Origin of the sequence: Caballeronia concitans, assembly GCF_001544615.1 — a bacterium.
GTDB lineage: Bacteria > Pseudomonadota > Gammaproteobacteria > Burkholderiales > Burkholderiaceae > Caballeronia > Caballeronia concitans.
Genome location: NZ_FCNV02000006.1, coordinates 246,569 through 261,790, shown reverse-complemented (window position 1 = coordinate 261,790; position 15,222 = coordinate 246,569). Strand labels below are relative to the sequence as shown.

At 63.9% G+C, this 15,222-nt stretch carries 16 protein-coding genes; 12 read left to right on the top strand and 4 right to left on the bottom strand.

Annotation, left to right across the window (positions count from 1 at the left end; all coding sequences use genetic code 11):
• The first annotated feature begins 254 nt into the window (after nucleotides 1-254).
• Entirely contained in the window at nucleotides 255-1,646 is a 1,392-nt protein-coding gene (locus AWB72_RS16780; protein WP_087128364.1) for a FimL-related protein, read from the top strand.
• Here AWB72_RS16780 and AWB72_RS16775 read toward each other — a convergent pair.
• Nucleotides 1,643-3,148, bottom strand: coding sequence for a cryptochrome/photolyase family protein (locus tag AWB72_RS16775; RefSeq protein ID WP_087128362.1), 1,506 nt, complete (start codon nucleotides 3,146-3,148; stop codon nucleotides 1,643-1,645). The genes AWB72_RS16780 and AWB72_RS16775 overlap by 4 nt on opposite strands.
• Before the next feature lie 30 nt (nucleotides 3,149-3,178).
• On the opposite strand from AWB72_RS16775, the gene AWB72_RS16770 reads away from it, so the two are divergent.
• The 6 genes from AWB72_RS16770 (at nucleotide 3,179) to AWB72_RS16745 (ending at nucleotide 7,949) form a co-directional block, all read left to right on the top strand.
• A complete protein-coding gene (locus tag AWB72_RS16770; protein ID WP_040050817.1) occupies nucleotides 3,179-3,757 on the top strand; it encodes a YqgE/AlgH family protein in 579 nt (192 codons plus the stop codon).
• Nucleotides 3,754-4,200 carry a Holliday junction resolvase RuvX gene (gene ruvX, locus AWB72_RS16765; RefSeq protein ID WP_087128360.1) on the top strand — a complete coding sequence of 149 codons (447 nt, stop codon included), beginning with the start codon at nucleotides 3,754-3,756 and terminating at the stop codon, nucleotides 4,198-4,200. The genes AWB72_RS16770 and ruvX overlap by 4 nt, the downstream gene beginning before the upstream one ends.
• Nucleotides 4,187-4,702, top strand: a complete 516-nt coding sequence (gene pyrR, locus AWB72_RS16760; RefSeq protein ID WP_087128359.1) for a bifunctional pyr operon transcriptional regulator/uracil phosphoribosyltransferase PyrR — start codon at nucleotides 4,187-4,189, stop codon at nucleotides 4,700-4,702. Before ruvX ends, pyrR begins: the two co-directional genes overlap by 14 nt.
• A gap of 78 nt (nucleotides 4,703-4,780) precedes the next feature.
• On the top strand, nucleotides 4,781-5,842 hold the full coding sequence (locus tag AWB72_RS16755; RefSeq protein WP_087128357.1) for an aspartate carbamoyltransferase catalytic subunit: 1,062 nt from the start codon (nucleotides 4,781-4,783) through the stop codon (nucleotides 5,840-5,842).
• Between the two features lie 10 nt (nucleotides 5,843-5,852).
• Nucleotides 5,853-7,130 carry a dihydroorotase gene (locus AWB72_RS16750; protein ID WP_087128355.1) on the top strand — a complete coding sequence of 426 codons (1,278 nt, stop codon included), beginning with the start codon at nucleotides 5,853-5,855 and terminating at the stop codon, nucleotides 7,128-7,130.
• 3 nt (nucleotides 7,131-7,133) lie between these two features.
• The gene (locus AWB72_RS16745) at nucleotides 7,134-7,949 is read left to right on the top strand and encodes a lysophospholipid acyltransferase family protein (protein WP_087128353.1); all 816 of its coding nucleotides are present in this window, start codon (nucleotides 7,134-7,136) and stop codon (nucleotides 7,947-7,949) included.
• 40 nt (nucleotides 7,950-7,989) lie between these two features.
• Here AWB72_RS16745 and AWB72_RS29750 read toward each other — a convergent pair whose 3' ends face one another.
• The 3 genes from AWB72_RS29750 to AWB72_RS16735 form a co-directional block, all read right to left on the bottom strand.
• Nucleotides 7,990-8,739, bottom strand: a complete 750-nt coding sequence (locus AWB72_RS29750) for an HNH endonuclease (RefSeq protein WP_342065748.1) — start codon at nucleotides 8,737-8,739, stop codon at nucleotides 7,990-7,992.
• Nucleotides 8,645-9,283: an RNA-guided endonuclease IscB gene (gene iscB, locus AWB72_RS29745; protein ID WP_342065766.1), complete on the bottom strand. Its 639-nt coding sequence runs from the start codon at nucleotides 9,281-9,283 to the stop codon at nucleotides 8,645-8,647. Before iscB ends, AWB72_RS29750 begins: the two co-directional genes overlap by 95 nt.
• Nucleotides 9,284-9,600: 317 nt before the next feature.
• Nucleotides 9,601-10,464: a symmetrical bis(5'-nucleosyl)-tetraphosphatase gene (locus AWB72_RS16735; RefSeq protein ID WP_087128351.1), complete on the bottom strand. Its 864-nt coding sequence runs from the start codon at nucleotides 10,462-10,464 to the stop codon at nucleotides 9,601-9,603.
• Between the two features lie 344 nt (nucleotides 10,465-10,808).
• Between AWB72_RS16735 and rfbB the strand changes: the two genes are divergently transcribed.
• From rfbB to AWB72_RS16710, 5 genes are read left to right on the top strand one after another with little or no spacing between them, the layout of a single operon-like run.
• Entirely contained in the window at nucleotides 10,809-11,870 is a 1,062-nt protein-coding gene (rfbB, locus tag AWB72_RS16730) for a dTDP-glucose 4,6-dehydratase (protein ID WP_087128349.1), read from the top strand.
• Between the two features lie 10 nt (nucleotides 11,871-11,880).
• On the top strand, nucleotides 11,881-12,774 hold the full coding sequence (rfbA, locus tag AWB72_RS16725) for a glucose-1-phosphate thymidylyltransferase RfbA (RefSeq protein ID WP_087128348.1): 894 nt from the start codon (nucleotides 11,881-11,883) through the stop codon (nucleotides 12,772-12,774).
• The gene (gene rfbC / locus AWB72_RS16720) at nucleotides 12,759-13,310 is read left to right on the top strand and encodes a dTDP-4-dehydrorhamnose 3,5-epimerase (protein ID WP_087128346.1); all 552 of its coding nucleotides are present in this window, start codon (nucleotides 12,759-12,761) and stop codon (nucleotides 13,308-13,310) included. Before rfbA ends, rfbC begins: the two co-directional genes overlap by 16 nt.
• Nucleotides 13,307-14,185: a dTDP-4-dehydrorhamnose reductase gene (gene rfbD, locus AWB72_RS16715; protein ID WP_087128344.1), complete on the top strand. Its 879-nt coding sequence runs from the start codon at nucleotides 13,307-13,309 to the stop codon at nucleotides 14,183-14,185. Before rfbC ends, rfbD begins: the two co-directional genes overlap by 4 nt.
• A gap of 21 nt (nucleotides 14,186-14,206) precedes the next feature.
• Nucleotides 14,207-15,154: a glycosyltransferase family 2 protein gene (locus tag AWB72_RS16710; RefSeq protein WP_087128343.1), complete on the top strand. Its 948-nt coding sequence runs from the start codon at nucleotides 14,207-14,209 to the stop codon at nucleotides 15,152-15,154.
• Nucleotides 15,155-15,222 lie beyond the last annotated feature (68 nt).

Here is a 15,222-nt window from a genome sequence, read left to right as displayed (position 1 = left end):
GCGCCGCATGGCTTACGTCATGCGGCGCGTGTTTTTTGCGGCCTGCGTTTCAGCGCGGAAGTCGTTCGGCGGCGTGACGCGCGGGAAAGTCCATTTCCGGCATCGGTTCGCGCGCTGGCTTGCGCATCGGCTCGCGCATCGGCTCAGAAACGCATACGCTTTCGGAAAAGCGGGCACTTGCGCCCGTCCATGATGCAGTTCACCCGCGCGCCGGCGCATCGCCGCGCACGCGATCCGGCTTGTGAGCGCCCGTTATGACCTCTCGTCCCGATCTACCCGTTCCGATCGAAGCACTGCCGAATCCGCGTGGCGGTTCCGTGCGACTCGCCGAAATGGCGCTCGCGGACGCGTTGCACGCGTTCCAGCGGCAGGGCGAGACAGCGCCGGCGCTTCGGCGCGCGATCGCCGCGCTGAATTCGGCCGGATGGCTCCCCGCGCAGCGTTTCGCTGAAGCGCTCGCGCTGGTCGCGCCGCTCGGCGATGAGTCGGAGGGCACGCGTCAGCGCGTCGAAAGCGCGCTATCCGTGTTCGGCGCAGCCGTCGAGCGTCACAATCTGCGCGAGCTGTCGTGCTCGACCGAGCTGTTCGATCACTATCGCGGATTGCACGCGCTGCTCGCCGCGCACACGCGCATCGCGCCGGTTTCCTACGATGACCTCGCGCTCGCTGGCCGCGCAATCGCGCCCGCGACGCTGCGGGGCATCGCACCGGACAGGCTCGCGCGGGTGCGGGCGCATTACGAGCAGACGCTGCTCGGTCTGCTGCGCGCGCCCGCCGGTCAGACGCAAGCCGAAGCCGACGAAACCTTTGCGCGTCTGGACGCCTGCCTCGCGGACCTGGCCGGTTCCGATCCTTACGATTTCTGGCGGCTCGCGTCATCGACGGTGCGCGCGTTGCGCTCGCGCGGCGACGCATCGCCGGCTTCGAGTCATGCCGACGCCAAACGTCTCTACGCCCGATTCAATCTGGTGCTCGCGGATCAGGCGCATGCGTCGTCGTTCGCGCCGCGTTCGCTCGTGCGCGCGACGCTCGCGCTGCTCTGGCGCGATTTCGCGCTGTACGGCGCGACGCCCGAGGACGCCGAGCACGTCGACGTGCTGCGCGACTACGGTCTGACCGTGACGTGGCATGTCGCGGCGACGCCCGCATCGGAAGCAGCGTGGGAGCAAAGCGCGGCGCAGGCGAGCGAAGAAGGCACGCGCGACGCGTTCACGCGCGACCTCGGCGTGCTGCGCGTGAACGCGGCGGCGTACGAAGACTTTCTGCAAAGCGCGGAGGCGGCGATCGAAGGGCTCGTCGAGCGCGGTTCGCAGGCGAGCGAAGCCGGCGCCGTCGATGCCGCTACCGCGCTGCACGCGGCCAACGCGTCGCATCGGCTGGGCGCGGCGGCGTGCGCGCTCGGGCTCGGGCACGTCGCGTTGCTCGCGGACATGCTCGGGCTCGCGTGGCGGCGCATCGCACATCAGGGCGACGGCGCCGAACAGGGTGATGCCGCCGCGCTCGACGCCGCCATTCCCGAACGCGCCGCCCACACTTTGCGTTCGATGCTGCATCAGGCGGCCGCCGGCATTGCACCGTCGGAAGGCCGCGCGTCGATCGTCGCGCTCACCGCGATGATCGAGCGGCCCGCGGCCATCGTCCGCTAGTCGTCGCTGCTTTCGTCGTCATCGATTTCGATGACGGCGCGCTTGCCCGGCCCGCGCACGACGTCGTAGCGCGCGAGCGTGCGTTTGCGCGCGGCGTCGTGATCGACGATAGGCGCCGGATAATCCACGCCGAGCGCCACGTTCGCCGCCTTCAGCGCGTCGGGCTTCGCGAGCCACGGCGCGTGGATGTCGCGGTCCGAAAGCCCCGCCAGTTCCGGCACGTAATGGCGAATGAAGTTGCCCGCCGCGTCGAATTTGCGCGACTGCGTGACCGGATTGAAGATGCGGAAATACGGCTGCGCGTCGCATCCGCTGGACGCGGCCCACTGCCATCCGCCATTGTTCGACGACAGCTCGAAGTCGTTGAGTTGCGCCTCGAAATACGCCTCGCCGCGCCGCCAGTCGATGCCGAGATCCTTCGTTAGAAAACTCGCCGTCACCATGCGCAGACGGTTGTGCATGTAGCCGGACGCGTTGATCTGGCGCATGGCGGCGTCCACGAGCGGGTAGCCGGTCTGCCCCGCGCACCACGCGGCGAAATGCGCGTCGGCGGCGTCGCCCGTTTCCCATTCGATGCGATCGTATTCCGGCTTGAACGCGCGATGATCGCCCGGCATGCCCACGCGCGGAAAATGGTGCAGCACGCCGAAGTAGAAATCGCGCCAGATGAGTTCGGAAAGCCACGTGGCCGCGCCCCGGTCGCCGTGGCGCTGGGCGTCGTGCGCGACGCGGGCGAGCGCACGAATCGACACCGTGCCGTGCCGCAGATGCACGCCGAGATAGCTCGGGCCTTTCTGCGCGGGAAAATCGCGGGCGCGGTCGTAGTCCGTCATGCGATCGCGGAAGTCGTCGAACAGTTCGTACGCGCCGCTCGTGCCGGGCGGAAACGCGGGCGCGTGGGCATCGGGAAAGCCGATTTCCGCGAGCGACGGAACTCCGCTGTCGGCCTTTGCCGGCGGCTTTGTCAGCGCGTGCAGATGATCCTCCGACGCATACGGCGCAAGCGCGTCCGGCGTCAGCGTCTGGAGCCACTTGCGCTTGTACGGCGTGAAGACGGTGTAGGGCTTGCCGCTGCCGGTCAGCACGTCGTCGTGGTCGAAGATCGCCTGATCCTTGAAGCTGAAGAACGGCACGCCCGCGCCCGCGAGCGTTTGGGCGATCGCGTCGTCGCGGGCTTTCGCGGACGGTTCGTAGTCGCGGTTCGCAAAAACGGCGTTCACGCCGCATTCGCGGGCGAGCGCGGGAATCGCATCGGCCGGCACGCCGTGCAGCACGATCAGCGCCCCGCCAGCCTCCCGCAACGTGCGATCGAGCTCGACGACGCTCGCGTGAATGAACGCGACGCGGCGGTCGTTTCGCGCGAGCGGATCGAGGATTTCGCGGTCGAAAACGAACGCGCACAGCACGCGACGGCAGCGCGTAAGCGCGTGATAGAGTGCAACATTGTCCGCCGTGCGCAGGTCCCGCCTGAACCACATAAGACCCAGATCAAAGTCGGCCATCCGGCGGCGCCTTTGTTAAAATCCTGAATTATGTCCAAGACTTCCGATCGCATCAATTTGACGAACCAGTTCCTGATCGCCATGCCCTCCATGGCCGATCCGACGTTTTCGGGAACGGTGGTCTACCTTTGCGATCACACGGATCGCGGTGCGCTGGGTCTCGTCATCAACAGGCCGACCGACATCGACCTTCAATCGCTTTTCAACCGCATCGACCTCAAGCTCGAAATCGAGCCGCTCGTCCATTTGCCCGTCTACTTCGGCGGTCCGGTGCAGACCGAGCGCGGCTTCGTGCTGCACGAAGCGGGCGAGGGCGAACCCTATAGCTCGTCGATGAGCGTGCCCGGCGGCCTCGCCATGACCACGTCGAAGGACGTGCTCGAAGCGGTCGCGAGCGGCAAGGGCCCCGAGCGCTTCCTGCTGACGCTCGGCCACGCGGGCTGGGGCGCGGGCCAGCTCGAAGAGGAAATCTCGAAGAACGGCTGGCTCACCGTGGAGGCCGATCCGCGCATCATCTTCGAAGTGCCCGCCGAAGACCGGCTCGAAGCGGCGCTCTCGCTGCTCGGCGTGTCGCGTTCCATGTTGTCCGGCGAAGCAGGGCACGCATGAGCCGCGAAGCCACGCTGCTGGCATTCGATTATGGCGAGAAACGCATTGGTGTCGCCGTCGGCAATACGTTGACGCGCAATGCGCGCGCGCTCGTCGTGCTGGAAAACCGCGACCGCGACTATCGTTTCAAGGAAGTGGGCAAGCTGCTCGACGAGTGGAAGCCCGACGCGATCGTCGTCGGCATGCCGATGCATCCGGACGGCACGCCGCACGAAATGAGCGCGCTCGCCAAGCGCTTCGGCAATCAGGTGAACGGCCGTTTCAACGTGCCGGTGCAATGGATCGATGAGCGCTATTCGTCTGTCGATGCCAAAGCCGATCTGCGCGAGCGCGGCGTGCGCCCGAACGCGCGCGGCCGCTTCGACGACATCGACGCCGAAGCTGCGCGCGTCATCCTTCAACAATATTTCGACGGACTTCCCGACGATCATGAGTTCCATTGACGCCGAGGCGCTTTATCGCACGCTCGTCGAACAGATTCGCGCGGCTTACGGCGCGTCGCTCGCGGCCGAGGACGGCGCCGTGCTGGCGGGCGTCTACAGCGGCGGCGCGTGGCTTGCCGAGCGGCTCGCGAAAGACCTGAACGCGCCGCATTTCGGCGTGGTGAATGTGGCGCTGCATCGCGACGATTACGCGAAGAAGGGGCTGCACAGCCAGGCTAGCCCGACCTCGCTTCCGTTCGATGTGAACGGCCGGCGCATCGTGCTCATCGACGACGTGCTGTCCACCGGCCGCACCGTGCGCGCGGCGATCAACGAGCTTTACGATTACGGCCGCCCGGCGTCGATCGATCTCGCGGTGCTCGCGGATCGCGGCGGGCGCGAGATGCCGATTGCAGCGCGCTTCGTCGGCGGCAGCGTGGACGTGCCGGCGAGCGACGACCTCGTGCTCACGCGCGAGGGCAGCGGCACCTTCGCCTTCACGACCGAACCGCGCGCGCACTGACGCACGCGAGGCGCGGCGAGCGTGTAAGACGCGGCCCGCGCCTCGAAGTCTCCTTCCAAAGAATCACCTGGGATCACCATGAACACCGCCACCCAGAGCGCCGCCGAACCGGGCGCGCAGGAATCCGACAAGCTCAGCGACAAGTTCAGCGACAAGGCCGCGGACAAGTTCCGCTACGGCTTTCTGAAGGGCAATCCGCAGCTCACGAAGAACGGCGAGCTGAAGCACCTTCTGACCATCGAAGGCTTGCCGCGCTCGATCGTCACGCACATTCTCGATACCGCCGAGCAGTTCGTGAGCGTGACCGACCGCGAAGTGAAGAAGGTGCCGCTTCTGCGCGGCAAATCGGTGTTCAACCTCTTCTTCGAGAACTCGACGCGCACGCGCACCACGTTCGAGATCGCGGCGAAGCGCCTGTCGGCGGACGTGCTGAATCTGAACATCAACGCGTCGTCGACGAGCAAGGGCGAATCGCTGCTCGACACCATCAACAATCTCTCCGCGATGCACGCCGACATGTTCGTCGTGCGTCATGCGTCGAGCGGCGCGCCGTATCTGATCGCCGAGCATTGCGCGCCGCACGTCCACGTGATCAATGCGGGCGATGGCCGTCATGCGCATCCGACGCAAGGCCTGCTCGACATGTACACGATCCGCCATTACAAGCGCGACTTCACGAAGCTGCGCGTGGCGATCGTCGGCGACATTCTGCATTCGCGTGTCGCGCGTTCGGACATTCATGCGCTCACGACGTTGGGCGTGCCGGAAGTGCGCGCGATCGGTCCGCGCACGCTCTTGCCGAGCAATCTCGACCAGATGGGCGTGCACGTCTATCACAACCTCGACGAAGGGCTGAAGGGCGTCGACGTCATCATCATGCTGCGCCTGCAGAATGAGCGGATGAGCGGCGCGCTGCTGCCGTCCGCGCAGGAATATTTCAAGAGCTGGGGTCTGACGCCCGAGCGTCTCGCGCTCGCCGCCCCCGATGCGATCGTGATGCATCCGGGCCCGATGAACCGCGGCGTGGAAATCGATTCGCAAGTGGCCGACGGCCCGCAGTCGGTGATTCTGAATCAGGTGACGTTTGGCATCGCCGTGCGCATGGCGGTGATGGGCATCGTGGCCGGCAACAGCGATTAACGAAGACGACATGAAGATCCAGATTCAAGGCGGCACGATCATCGATCCGGCCGCGGGCACGGAAGCGCGCAAGGACGTATTCATCGCGGCGGGGCGGATTGTCGGCATCGGTGAAGCGCCCGCCGATTTCAACGCGGCGAAGGTCATCGATGCGACGGGGCTGTACGTCGCGCCGGGCTTCGTCGATCTGGCGGCGCGTCTGCGCGAGCCGGGCTTCGAACACAAGGCGACGCTCGAATCCGAAATGGCCGCGGCGATGGCCGGCGGCGTGACGAGCCTCGTCTGCCCGCCCGACACCGATCCGACGCTCGACGAGCCGGGCCTCGTCGAAATGCTCAAGTTCCGCGCGCAGAAGCTGCATCAGGCGCATGTGTATCCGCTGGGCGCACTGACGGTCGGGCTGAAGGGCGAGAGCATCACCGAGATGGTGGAACTGACGGAAGCGGGCTGTGTCGGCTTCTCGCAGGCGGATAACCCGATCGTCGATACCCGCACGCTCCAGCGCGCGCTTCAATACGCGACGACGTATGGCTACACCGTGTGGCTGCGTCCGCAAGACGCGTACATGTCGCGCGGCGGCGTGGCGGCGAGCGGCGCGGTGGCGTCGCGGCTCGGCCTGTCGGGCGTGCCGGTGTCGGCGGAAACCATCGCGCTGCACACCATCTTCGAACTGATGCGCGTGACGGGCGCGCGGGTGCATCTGTCGCATCTGTCGTCAGCGGCGGGCGTGGCGCTCGTGCGCGCGGCGAAGGCCGAAGGGCTCGCCGTTTCGTGCGACGTGACGATCAATCACGTGCATCTGACCGATATCGACATCGGCTATTTCGATTCGCAATTCCGACTCGATCCGCCGCTGCGTCAACAACGCGACCGCGAAGCGATTCGCGCCGCGCTCGAAGACGGCACGATCGACGCGATCTGCTCCGACCATACGCCGCTCGACGACGACGAAAAGCTGCTGCCGTTCGCCGAAGCGACGCCCGGCGCGACCGGCCTTGAACTGCTGCTTTCGCTGACGCTCAAGTGGGCGCGCGAGGCGAACGTGCCGCTCGCGAAGGCGCTGGCGCGCATTACGTCCGCGCCCGCCGATGTGCTCAAGCTGCCGGCGGGGCGCATCGCGACGGGCGCGCTGGCGGATGTCTGCGTGTTCGATGCGGACGCGTCGTGGCGTGTGGATCCGGCGAAGCTCAAGAGCCAGGGGCGCAATTCGCCGTTCCTCGGCTACGAACTGCCGGCTCGCGTGCGCGCGACGATCGTCGGCGGACATCTCGCCTTCGAGACCCGCTGATTCATGAAGTTCGTGTTGCGCAAGCTGCGCCTGGCGGTTCATTTGTTGCGCGGCGCGTGGATCGTAGCGCGGCGCTTTCCACACGCGACGGCGAGCGAGCGCATGGCAATGAATCGCGCGTGGTCGCTGGAGATGCTGCGGCTTGCGGGCATGAAGCTCGTCGTGCATAACGACGGCGCGCGGCTCGATGCGGGCGTGCTCGTCGTCGGCAATCACGTTTCGTGGATCGATATCTACGTGATCAACGCGTGGCGTCCGACGCCGTTCGTTTCGAAAGCCGAGATTCGCAAGTGGCCGGTGGTCGGGTGGCTCGCGGATCAGCTTGGCACGGTGTTCGTGCAGCGCGAGAAGCGCAGCGACGCGAAGCGCATCATGCACGAACTCGCCGACCGGCTGCTCGCGGGCGAAACGATGTTCGTGTTCCCCGAAGGCACCACGAGCGATGGTGTGTCGCTGCTGCCGTTTCACGCGAACCTGTTTCAGGCGGCGGTGTCGGCGTCGTGTCCGGTGCAGCCCGTCTGTTTGATGTACGAGGATGCGCGCGGCAGACAGACGACCGCGCCGGCTTATATCGGCGACATGTCGCTCAACGATTCGCTCGATGCGCTCTTGCGCGGCGGCCCGGTGACCGCGCATCTCTACGTGTGCGATCCGCTTGCGCCCGGTGCCGAGCGGCGCTTGCTCGCCAGCGAGGCGCAGGTGGCGGTTCAGGCCGCGCTGGAGCGCATGCGCGGCGCGCCGGCTATTGCGGCCGACGTGTTGACTGGCAACACAATCTCCACCTCGTCATCCGAGCGCGTGGAACGCTCCGGCACTTAAGCTTGGAAGGGATTGCGGGCTATGCGCGGCAGGGCTCGCATTAGGTTCTTTCGGGAAAAGGGATCGTTGCGTATCCGTAGCCGTCGCTTCGTTGGATCAACTGGCAGTGACGATGCGCCACGCCTTGCACCACAATGCTGGCCTTCTGAATGTTGAAGCTCCCACTGACGCGAATCGCTACCCGGCCTACGTGCGTGCCGGCCCGTTTGCCGGTCGGTACTTCAGCGCGCACGATGTCGCCAGTTTGGAAGCCGTGCACGCGCTTTGTCCGTGTCATATAGCCCCGCGGGAAGCCATACCTGTCAAGTCGCGTGCGCTGATAACTGCCGCGGCCGGTGCAGCTCACTGAAAGTGTGGGCCGCTTCCAGTGGGTCAGCCCAGACAGTGCGCCGACACAAGCGGCATCGAGGGCATGCGTTTTCGGTACACCCAGTGCCACCCGGTTGAACTTGGTGCGTCCGCCTGACGCAAGCTCCAATGGCATACCGGTTGCCTTCAGTGCGTTGCTCAACGCCCATCGCGTCGCGTTCACCGCTGCCGCGTCCTTCAGCGGACGCTTTGATTGAGCCAGAATACGCGCGAGCCGCGTCGGCCGCTTGGCCAAAAACTCTTCAATGGGCAGCGCGCCTTTCGCCCTATTGCAAGGCTCGCAGGCCAGCGTTAGATTGGACACACGGTCGCTGCCACCGCGAGACTTAGCCACGATGTGCTCTAACTGACGGAGTGTTTTTCGCGTCGCAGTAGGCGCAATGCCGGCCCCACTTCTCCAGCAAGTATTCACGGATTTCATAGCCTGCCAAGGTGCCCTGCTGATATCCGACGCCGCTGACTTCCGGGTTCTCCAAGCGTTGCATGTCGAAGCGGACCAGTTCGCTTGATAGCGCCACTACCGGTGCCCACCGCATGATGCGCTTCACCCACGCCATCGTGGTATCGACCCGATGTTGGAGGGACGGTGGGAGCCAGCCGGGAGACCGCGAACGATTTAAAAAGCGCGGCGAACGGTAACGCAGCTTGCCGCGGCGCCACCGACGCATCGCTCGGCGGGCCGTTAGAGCTTCACTGATTTGCCGACCGCGGTGAACAAGAGCGAACAGGTTAAGCACGGCCGCGCCGCGATGAAGCTCGCCGGTCGCCGTGTGAACCGTCTCACTGTCGCGTGTGAGCGCGAGCCCGGTGACTTTGCTGCCCGGGTCGAGTTTGACACGCAATGGCTGCAACTGGCTCGTGACTCTTTCGCGGTCCATGAGCCGGATGACAAATGGCATCACGCGATGTACATGTGCGCGGCCGCGCACGAGCAATAACCTTGCGCGTTTTTCGCTGCATGGCATCAACGGCTGACATTTTCGGTCCAATACAAAAACAGCCACAACGACTCCGCTGTCACTGCAGCCGAAACCCGTCCGGCGCGGGTGCCCTTACGGGCCTAGTGACGCATACCTTCTGGTATGGCTCCCCTCGACCATCTTGTGCGGCAGGCGAAGCTTTCGCTTCCGTCGCAGCCCGTTTCGTACCTACCCGGGGCTTGTCTGCTGCTGCGACTTCCAGAGCGTCGAACTGAGGAAGCATTCGACGGTGAGTGTACTGTCTCCACACAACGTAGCGCCCTAAAGCGCTGGGTCTGGTCAATCTCGACCTCGTGAATACTTCAGGAGCTCCGGCGTGTGCCGGGGTGATTGACCGCGCAACTCACCTGCGTGACCACCCGTCCGGCGGGATCTTTTGTCAGCAGTACCGCTGACAGCTTGTTGCCCCAAACGCAGCCGGAATCGAGGCACAACACGTCGTCGCGGATCATCAGGCCTAGCGCGGCCCAATGTCCGAAAACGATCGTCGCATCCTGCGTGCGGCGGTTCGGTGCGTCAAACCACGGAATATAGCCAGGCGGCGCGGTATCGGGGCCGCCGTTGTTGGCGAACTCCATCGCGCCTTCCGCCGTGCAGAAGCGGATGCGCGTCAGTGCGTTGTACGTCACCCGCAGGCGATCCATGCCCGTCAGCGAATCTTCCCAGCGATGCGGCTCGTTGCCGTACAAATCGGCGAGCGTCGATTTCCAGTTCGGCGCGCGCAACGCGGCTTCCAGCTCGTGCGCGAGTTCGAGCGTCATTGTCACGTCCCACTGCGGCACGACGCCCGCGTGAACCATCAGCGCGCCGTCTTTGTAATGGGCGACCGGCTTGTGCCGCACCCAGTCGATGAGATCGTCGACGTCCGGCGCGGCGAGGATGTCGTCGAGCGTGTCGCCTTTCTTTGGCTTCCGCAGCCCGGCCGCGACGGACAACAGGTTCAGGTCGTGATTGCCGAGCACGACGGTCGCGCGCGGGCCGAGCGCGATCACTTCGCGCAGCGTCTCGAGCGACTTCGGGCCGCGGTTGATGAGGTCGCCAGCGAACCAGAGCGGCGTTTCGGGCGACGGTGCGGCTTTTCCGAGCAGACGATGGTAGGGGTCGCAGCAGCCCTGGAGGTCGCCGAAGACTAGGGGGGCGGAGCGGCTATTGGATGCGTCGGTCATTGAGGATGTATGCCGTGTATGCGAAGCGCGTTGTGCAATGCTTGGAGAAACGTCGCGTGGATGATCCGGCCATTATGAAACAGGCAATGAAGAGCGTCTGCCGACAAGTATTCGCAGCGACAGCCCGTCGCGCGTTTCGGTCGGCGAAAGGCTGTATCAAGTTGTTAGCCATGTAGTTTTTGCACTTCGTGGCTTTATAATTGGCGCCTAACCGCATGGCGGGGTTGTGATCGCGTCCGGTAATTAATTCCGTGAGTTGCGCGCAATTTCGCTCGATACGCAATTTTTCACGCAATGCGCGTGTGTTCGTAGTCCATCTGGACTAGGCTGCCAAAAGGGTATTTATGATTCTCGTGACGGGCGGCGCCGGCTTTATCGGTGCCAATTTTGTTCTGGATTGGCTCAAAGGCTCCGATGAACCCGTGCTCAACGTCGACAAGCTGACGTACGCGGGAAATCTCGGCACCCTGAAATCTTTGAAGGACGACGCCCGCCATCTGTTCGTCCGCGCCGACATCTGCGACCGCGCAGCAATGGATGATCTGCTCGCGAAGCATAAGCCGCGCGCCATCCTTCACTTCGCTGCGGAAAGTCACGTCGACCGCTCCATCCACGGCCCGGCCGATTTCGTACAGACTAATGTCGTCGGTACGTTCACATTGCTCGAAGCCGCGCGCATGTACTGGAGCGCGTTGCCGGAAGCCAAGAAGCAAGCCTTCCGTTTCCTGCACGTTTCGACCGACGAAGTGTTCGGCTCGCTGTCCGCGACCGATCCGCAATTCTCCGAAACCACGCCTTACGCGCCGAATAGCCCGTACTCCGCGACGAAGGCCGGCTCCGACCATCTGGTGCGCGCGTATCACCATACGTACGGCCTGCCGGTCCTGACGACGAACTGCTCGAACAATTACGGCCCGTATCAATTCCCCGAGAAGCTGATCCCGCTGATGATCGCCAACGCGCTCGCGGGCAAGCCGTTGCCTGTCTATGGCGACGGCCAGAACGTGCGCGACTGGCTGTACGTCGGCGACCATTGCTCGGCCATCCGCGAAGTGCTGGCCAACGGCAAGTCCGGCGAGACGTACAACGTCGGCGGCTGGAACGAGAAGAAGAATCTCGAAGTCGTGCATACGTTGTGCGATTTGCTCGACGAGAAAAAGCCCAAGGCGAGCGGTTCGTATCGCGATCAGATCACTTACGTGAAGGATCGTCCGGGCCACGACCGCCGTTACGCAATCGATGCCCGCAAGCTCGAACGCGAACTCGGCTGGAAGCCGGCGGAAACGTTCGAAACCGGCCTCGCGAAGACGGTCCAGTGGTACCTGGACAATCAGGCGTGGGCGGACGAAGTCGCTTCCGGCGAATACCGGAAGTGGGTCGAAACGAACTACGCGCAGCGCGCATAAGGAGCACGACATGGCGCGCAAAGGCATCATTCTCGCCGGCGGGTCCGGCACGCGGCTTTATCCGATCACACATGCAGTATCGAAGCAGCTGCTGCCCGTGTACGACAAGCCGATGATCTACTATCCGCTGTCGACGCTGATGATCGCGGGCATCCGTGACGTGCTGGTGATCTCGACGCCGCAGGACACGCCGCGCTTCGAGGCGATGCTCGGCGACGGCAGCCAGTGGGGCATGAACATCCAGTATGCGGTGCAGCCGTCGCCGGACGGGCTGGCGCAGGCGTTCATCATCGGCAAGGAGTTCGTCGGCAACGATCCTTCGGCGCTCATTCTCGGCGACAACATTTTCTACGGGCACGATCTCGCGAAGCAGCTCGAAAGCGCCGACGCCCGCACGAACGGCGCGACGGTGTTCGCGTACCACGTGCACGATCCGGAGCGCTATGGCGTGGTCGAGTTCGACGACAAGTTCCGCGCGCTCTCCATCGAGGAAAAGCCTGCGAAGCCGCGCTCGAATTACGCGGTGACGGGGCTCTATTTCTACGACAACAACGTCTGCGACATCGCCTCGGACATCAAGCCGTCGCCGCGCGGCGAGCTCGAAATCACCGATGTCAATTCGCGCTATCTCGAACAGCAAAAGCTGGATGTCGAGATCATGGGCCGTGGATATGCGTGGCTCGACACGGGCACGCACGATTCGCTGATCGAAGCGGCGACCTTCATCGCGACGCTGCAGAAGCGCCAAGGGCTCGTGGTCGCGTGTCCTGAAGAGATCGCTTACCGCAAGCAGTGGATCGGCGACGAACAACTGCTCGCGCTCGCCAAGCCGCTCGCGAAGAATGGCTACGGTCAATATTTGCTCAATCTTCCGAAGGACCAAGTCGCATGGCCATCCAGGTAACGGCAACGGCGTTGCCAGAAGTCAAGATCATCGAGCCGAAGGTGTTCGGCGATGCCCGCGGCTTCTTTTACGAGAGCTTCAATGCGCGTGAGTTCGCCGAGCAGGTGGAAGCGGGCGTCGAGTTCGTTCAGGACAACCATTCCCGTTCGGCGAAAGGCGTGCTGCGCGGGCTGCACTATCAGATTCAGCATGCGCAGGGAAAGCTCGTGCGCGTGGTCGAGGGCGAAGTGTTCGATGTCGCCGTCGATATCCGCAAAAGCTCGCCGAACTTCGGCAAGTGGGTGGGCGTGAATCTGTCGGAAGAGAATCATCGGCAGTTGTGGGTGCCGCCGGGGTTCGCGCACGGGTTCGTCGTGCTGTCGGAGACGGCGCAGTTTCTCTACAAGACGACGGATTACTGGTATCAGGCGCACGAGCGAAGCATCGTTTGGAACGATCCGGAGATCGGCATCGAATGGCCGATCGACTTCGAACCGATGCTCGCGGCGAAGGATGCGGCGGGGAAGCGGCTGGGCGAAGCTGAGGTGTTCGCATGAGCGAACGCACGATTCTGTTGACCGGCGTCAATGGTCAGGTCGGGTTTGAGTTGGCGCGGACGCTGCAGGGCTTGGGTCGCGTGGTCGCGGTCGATCGTAGCCGGCTCGATCTCGGCGATCTCGATCAGGTTCGTCGCGTGGTGCGCGAATTGAAGCCGTCGTTGATCGTCAATCCCGCCGCATATACGGCGGTGGACAAGGCGGAAACCGATGTCGACGCCGCGATGCGCGCCAATGGCGAAGCGCCCGGCGTGCTCGCAGAAGAGGCGAAGCGCGTGGGCGCGGCGCTCGTGCATTATTCGACCGACTACGTGTTCGACGGCACGAAAGAAGGTGCGTACGTCGAAGAAGATGCCGTCAATCCGCAGAACGTCTATGGCAAGAGCAAGCTCGCCGGGGAACAGGCCATCGCTGCTTCGGGCTGCGACCATCTGATTTTTCGCACGAGCTGGGTGTACGGCACGCGCGGCAAGAACTTTCTGCTGACGATGCTGCGGCTCGGCGCGGAACGCGATGAACTCAGCGTCGTCGCGGATCAGATCGGCGCGCCGACGTGGTCGGTGACCATCGCGGCGTTGACGGCGAATGTGCTGGCGCAAAGCGTTGCGGCAGGTGACGGCTGGTGGGCGGAGAAGTCGGGCGTGTATCACCTGACGGCGGGTGGATCGACTTCGTGGCATGGGTTTGCGCAGGCGATTTTCGAATTGTCGGCGTTGGAGAAAAGGCCGGAAGTAAAGCCTATTCCGGCGTCGGCTTATCCGACGCCTGCCATCCGGCCCGCTAATTCGAGAATGTCCGGCGCGAGACTGCGCGAGGTCTTTGGTCTCGAAGCGCCGGACTGGCGCGACGCGCTTTCACTATGTCTCGCCCGCTAACGCTGTATTCGGGATGCGGAGATGAGGACAGCGCAACCTGACGATGGTCTTCGCGCGGACGGACACGCGGGGATCAATTTGCGCGTCGGGGCCGTCGTCGTGTTTTATCACCCCGACGCGGCGTGCTATCGCAACGCGAACGAACTGGCGAAGCGTGTACGCTGCGTGGTGATCGACAACACGGAAGGCAGCGCGCCGGGCTGCAATGGCAACCTGGATCAGAGGGTGGACTATCTTCCCAGCGGCATCAATGAAGGTATTGCCACCGCCTTGAATCGGGGCGTGGCGCGTCTGCTTGAAATCGGTTGTGACGTGGCGCTGCTATTCGATCAGGACAGTGCACCGGACGAGCATCTGCTGATCGAGTTGCCGCGCGCCATGTCGAATCTCTTGCGGGCCGATCCTCAGACGGCGCTTGTCGGCCCCGCATATGTCGACGATCGCCTGGGCGGTAGAACTCCAACGCCCTTTGTGCGTTTCGCGCACGGCCGCCTGCTGCGCATTCCGGCGCTCGGTTCGACGCCCGTCCACACAGACTTTCTCATCAGCTCGGGATCGTGTGTGAACCTGCGCTTGTGGAGCCGCATAGGACCGATGCAGGATGACCTGTTCATCGATTTCGTTGATCTCGAGTGGTGTATCCGGGCAAAGAGGAAGGGCTTCAGTCTATATGGCATCCCATGGGTTCACATGCGCCATTCGCTCGGTGGCGAACCTGTGCGCGTCTTCGGCCGCGCATATCCGTCGCATAGCCCCACGCGCCATTACTATCTTTTCAGGAACGCGGTTTCGCTCATCCTCAGGCGCGACATTCCCTGGTCGTGGAAATCGAGCGAACTGGTGAAGTTGCCTGTTCGGCTCGTGATCTACGCCCTGTTTCTCCAACCTCGGTGGCGCCATTTAACAATGGCATGCAACGGTATAGCGGACGGTCTGCGCGGCAGGCTCGGTCCACTGAAACTACGCTAGCCGTCAAGCGGCGCCTGCGCGTGCCGTTTGTTATAACTTTTTTGTAGCCGAAAGCGATTCGGCCGGAA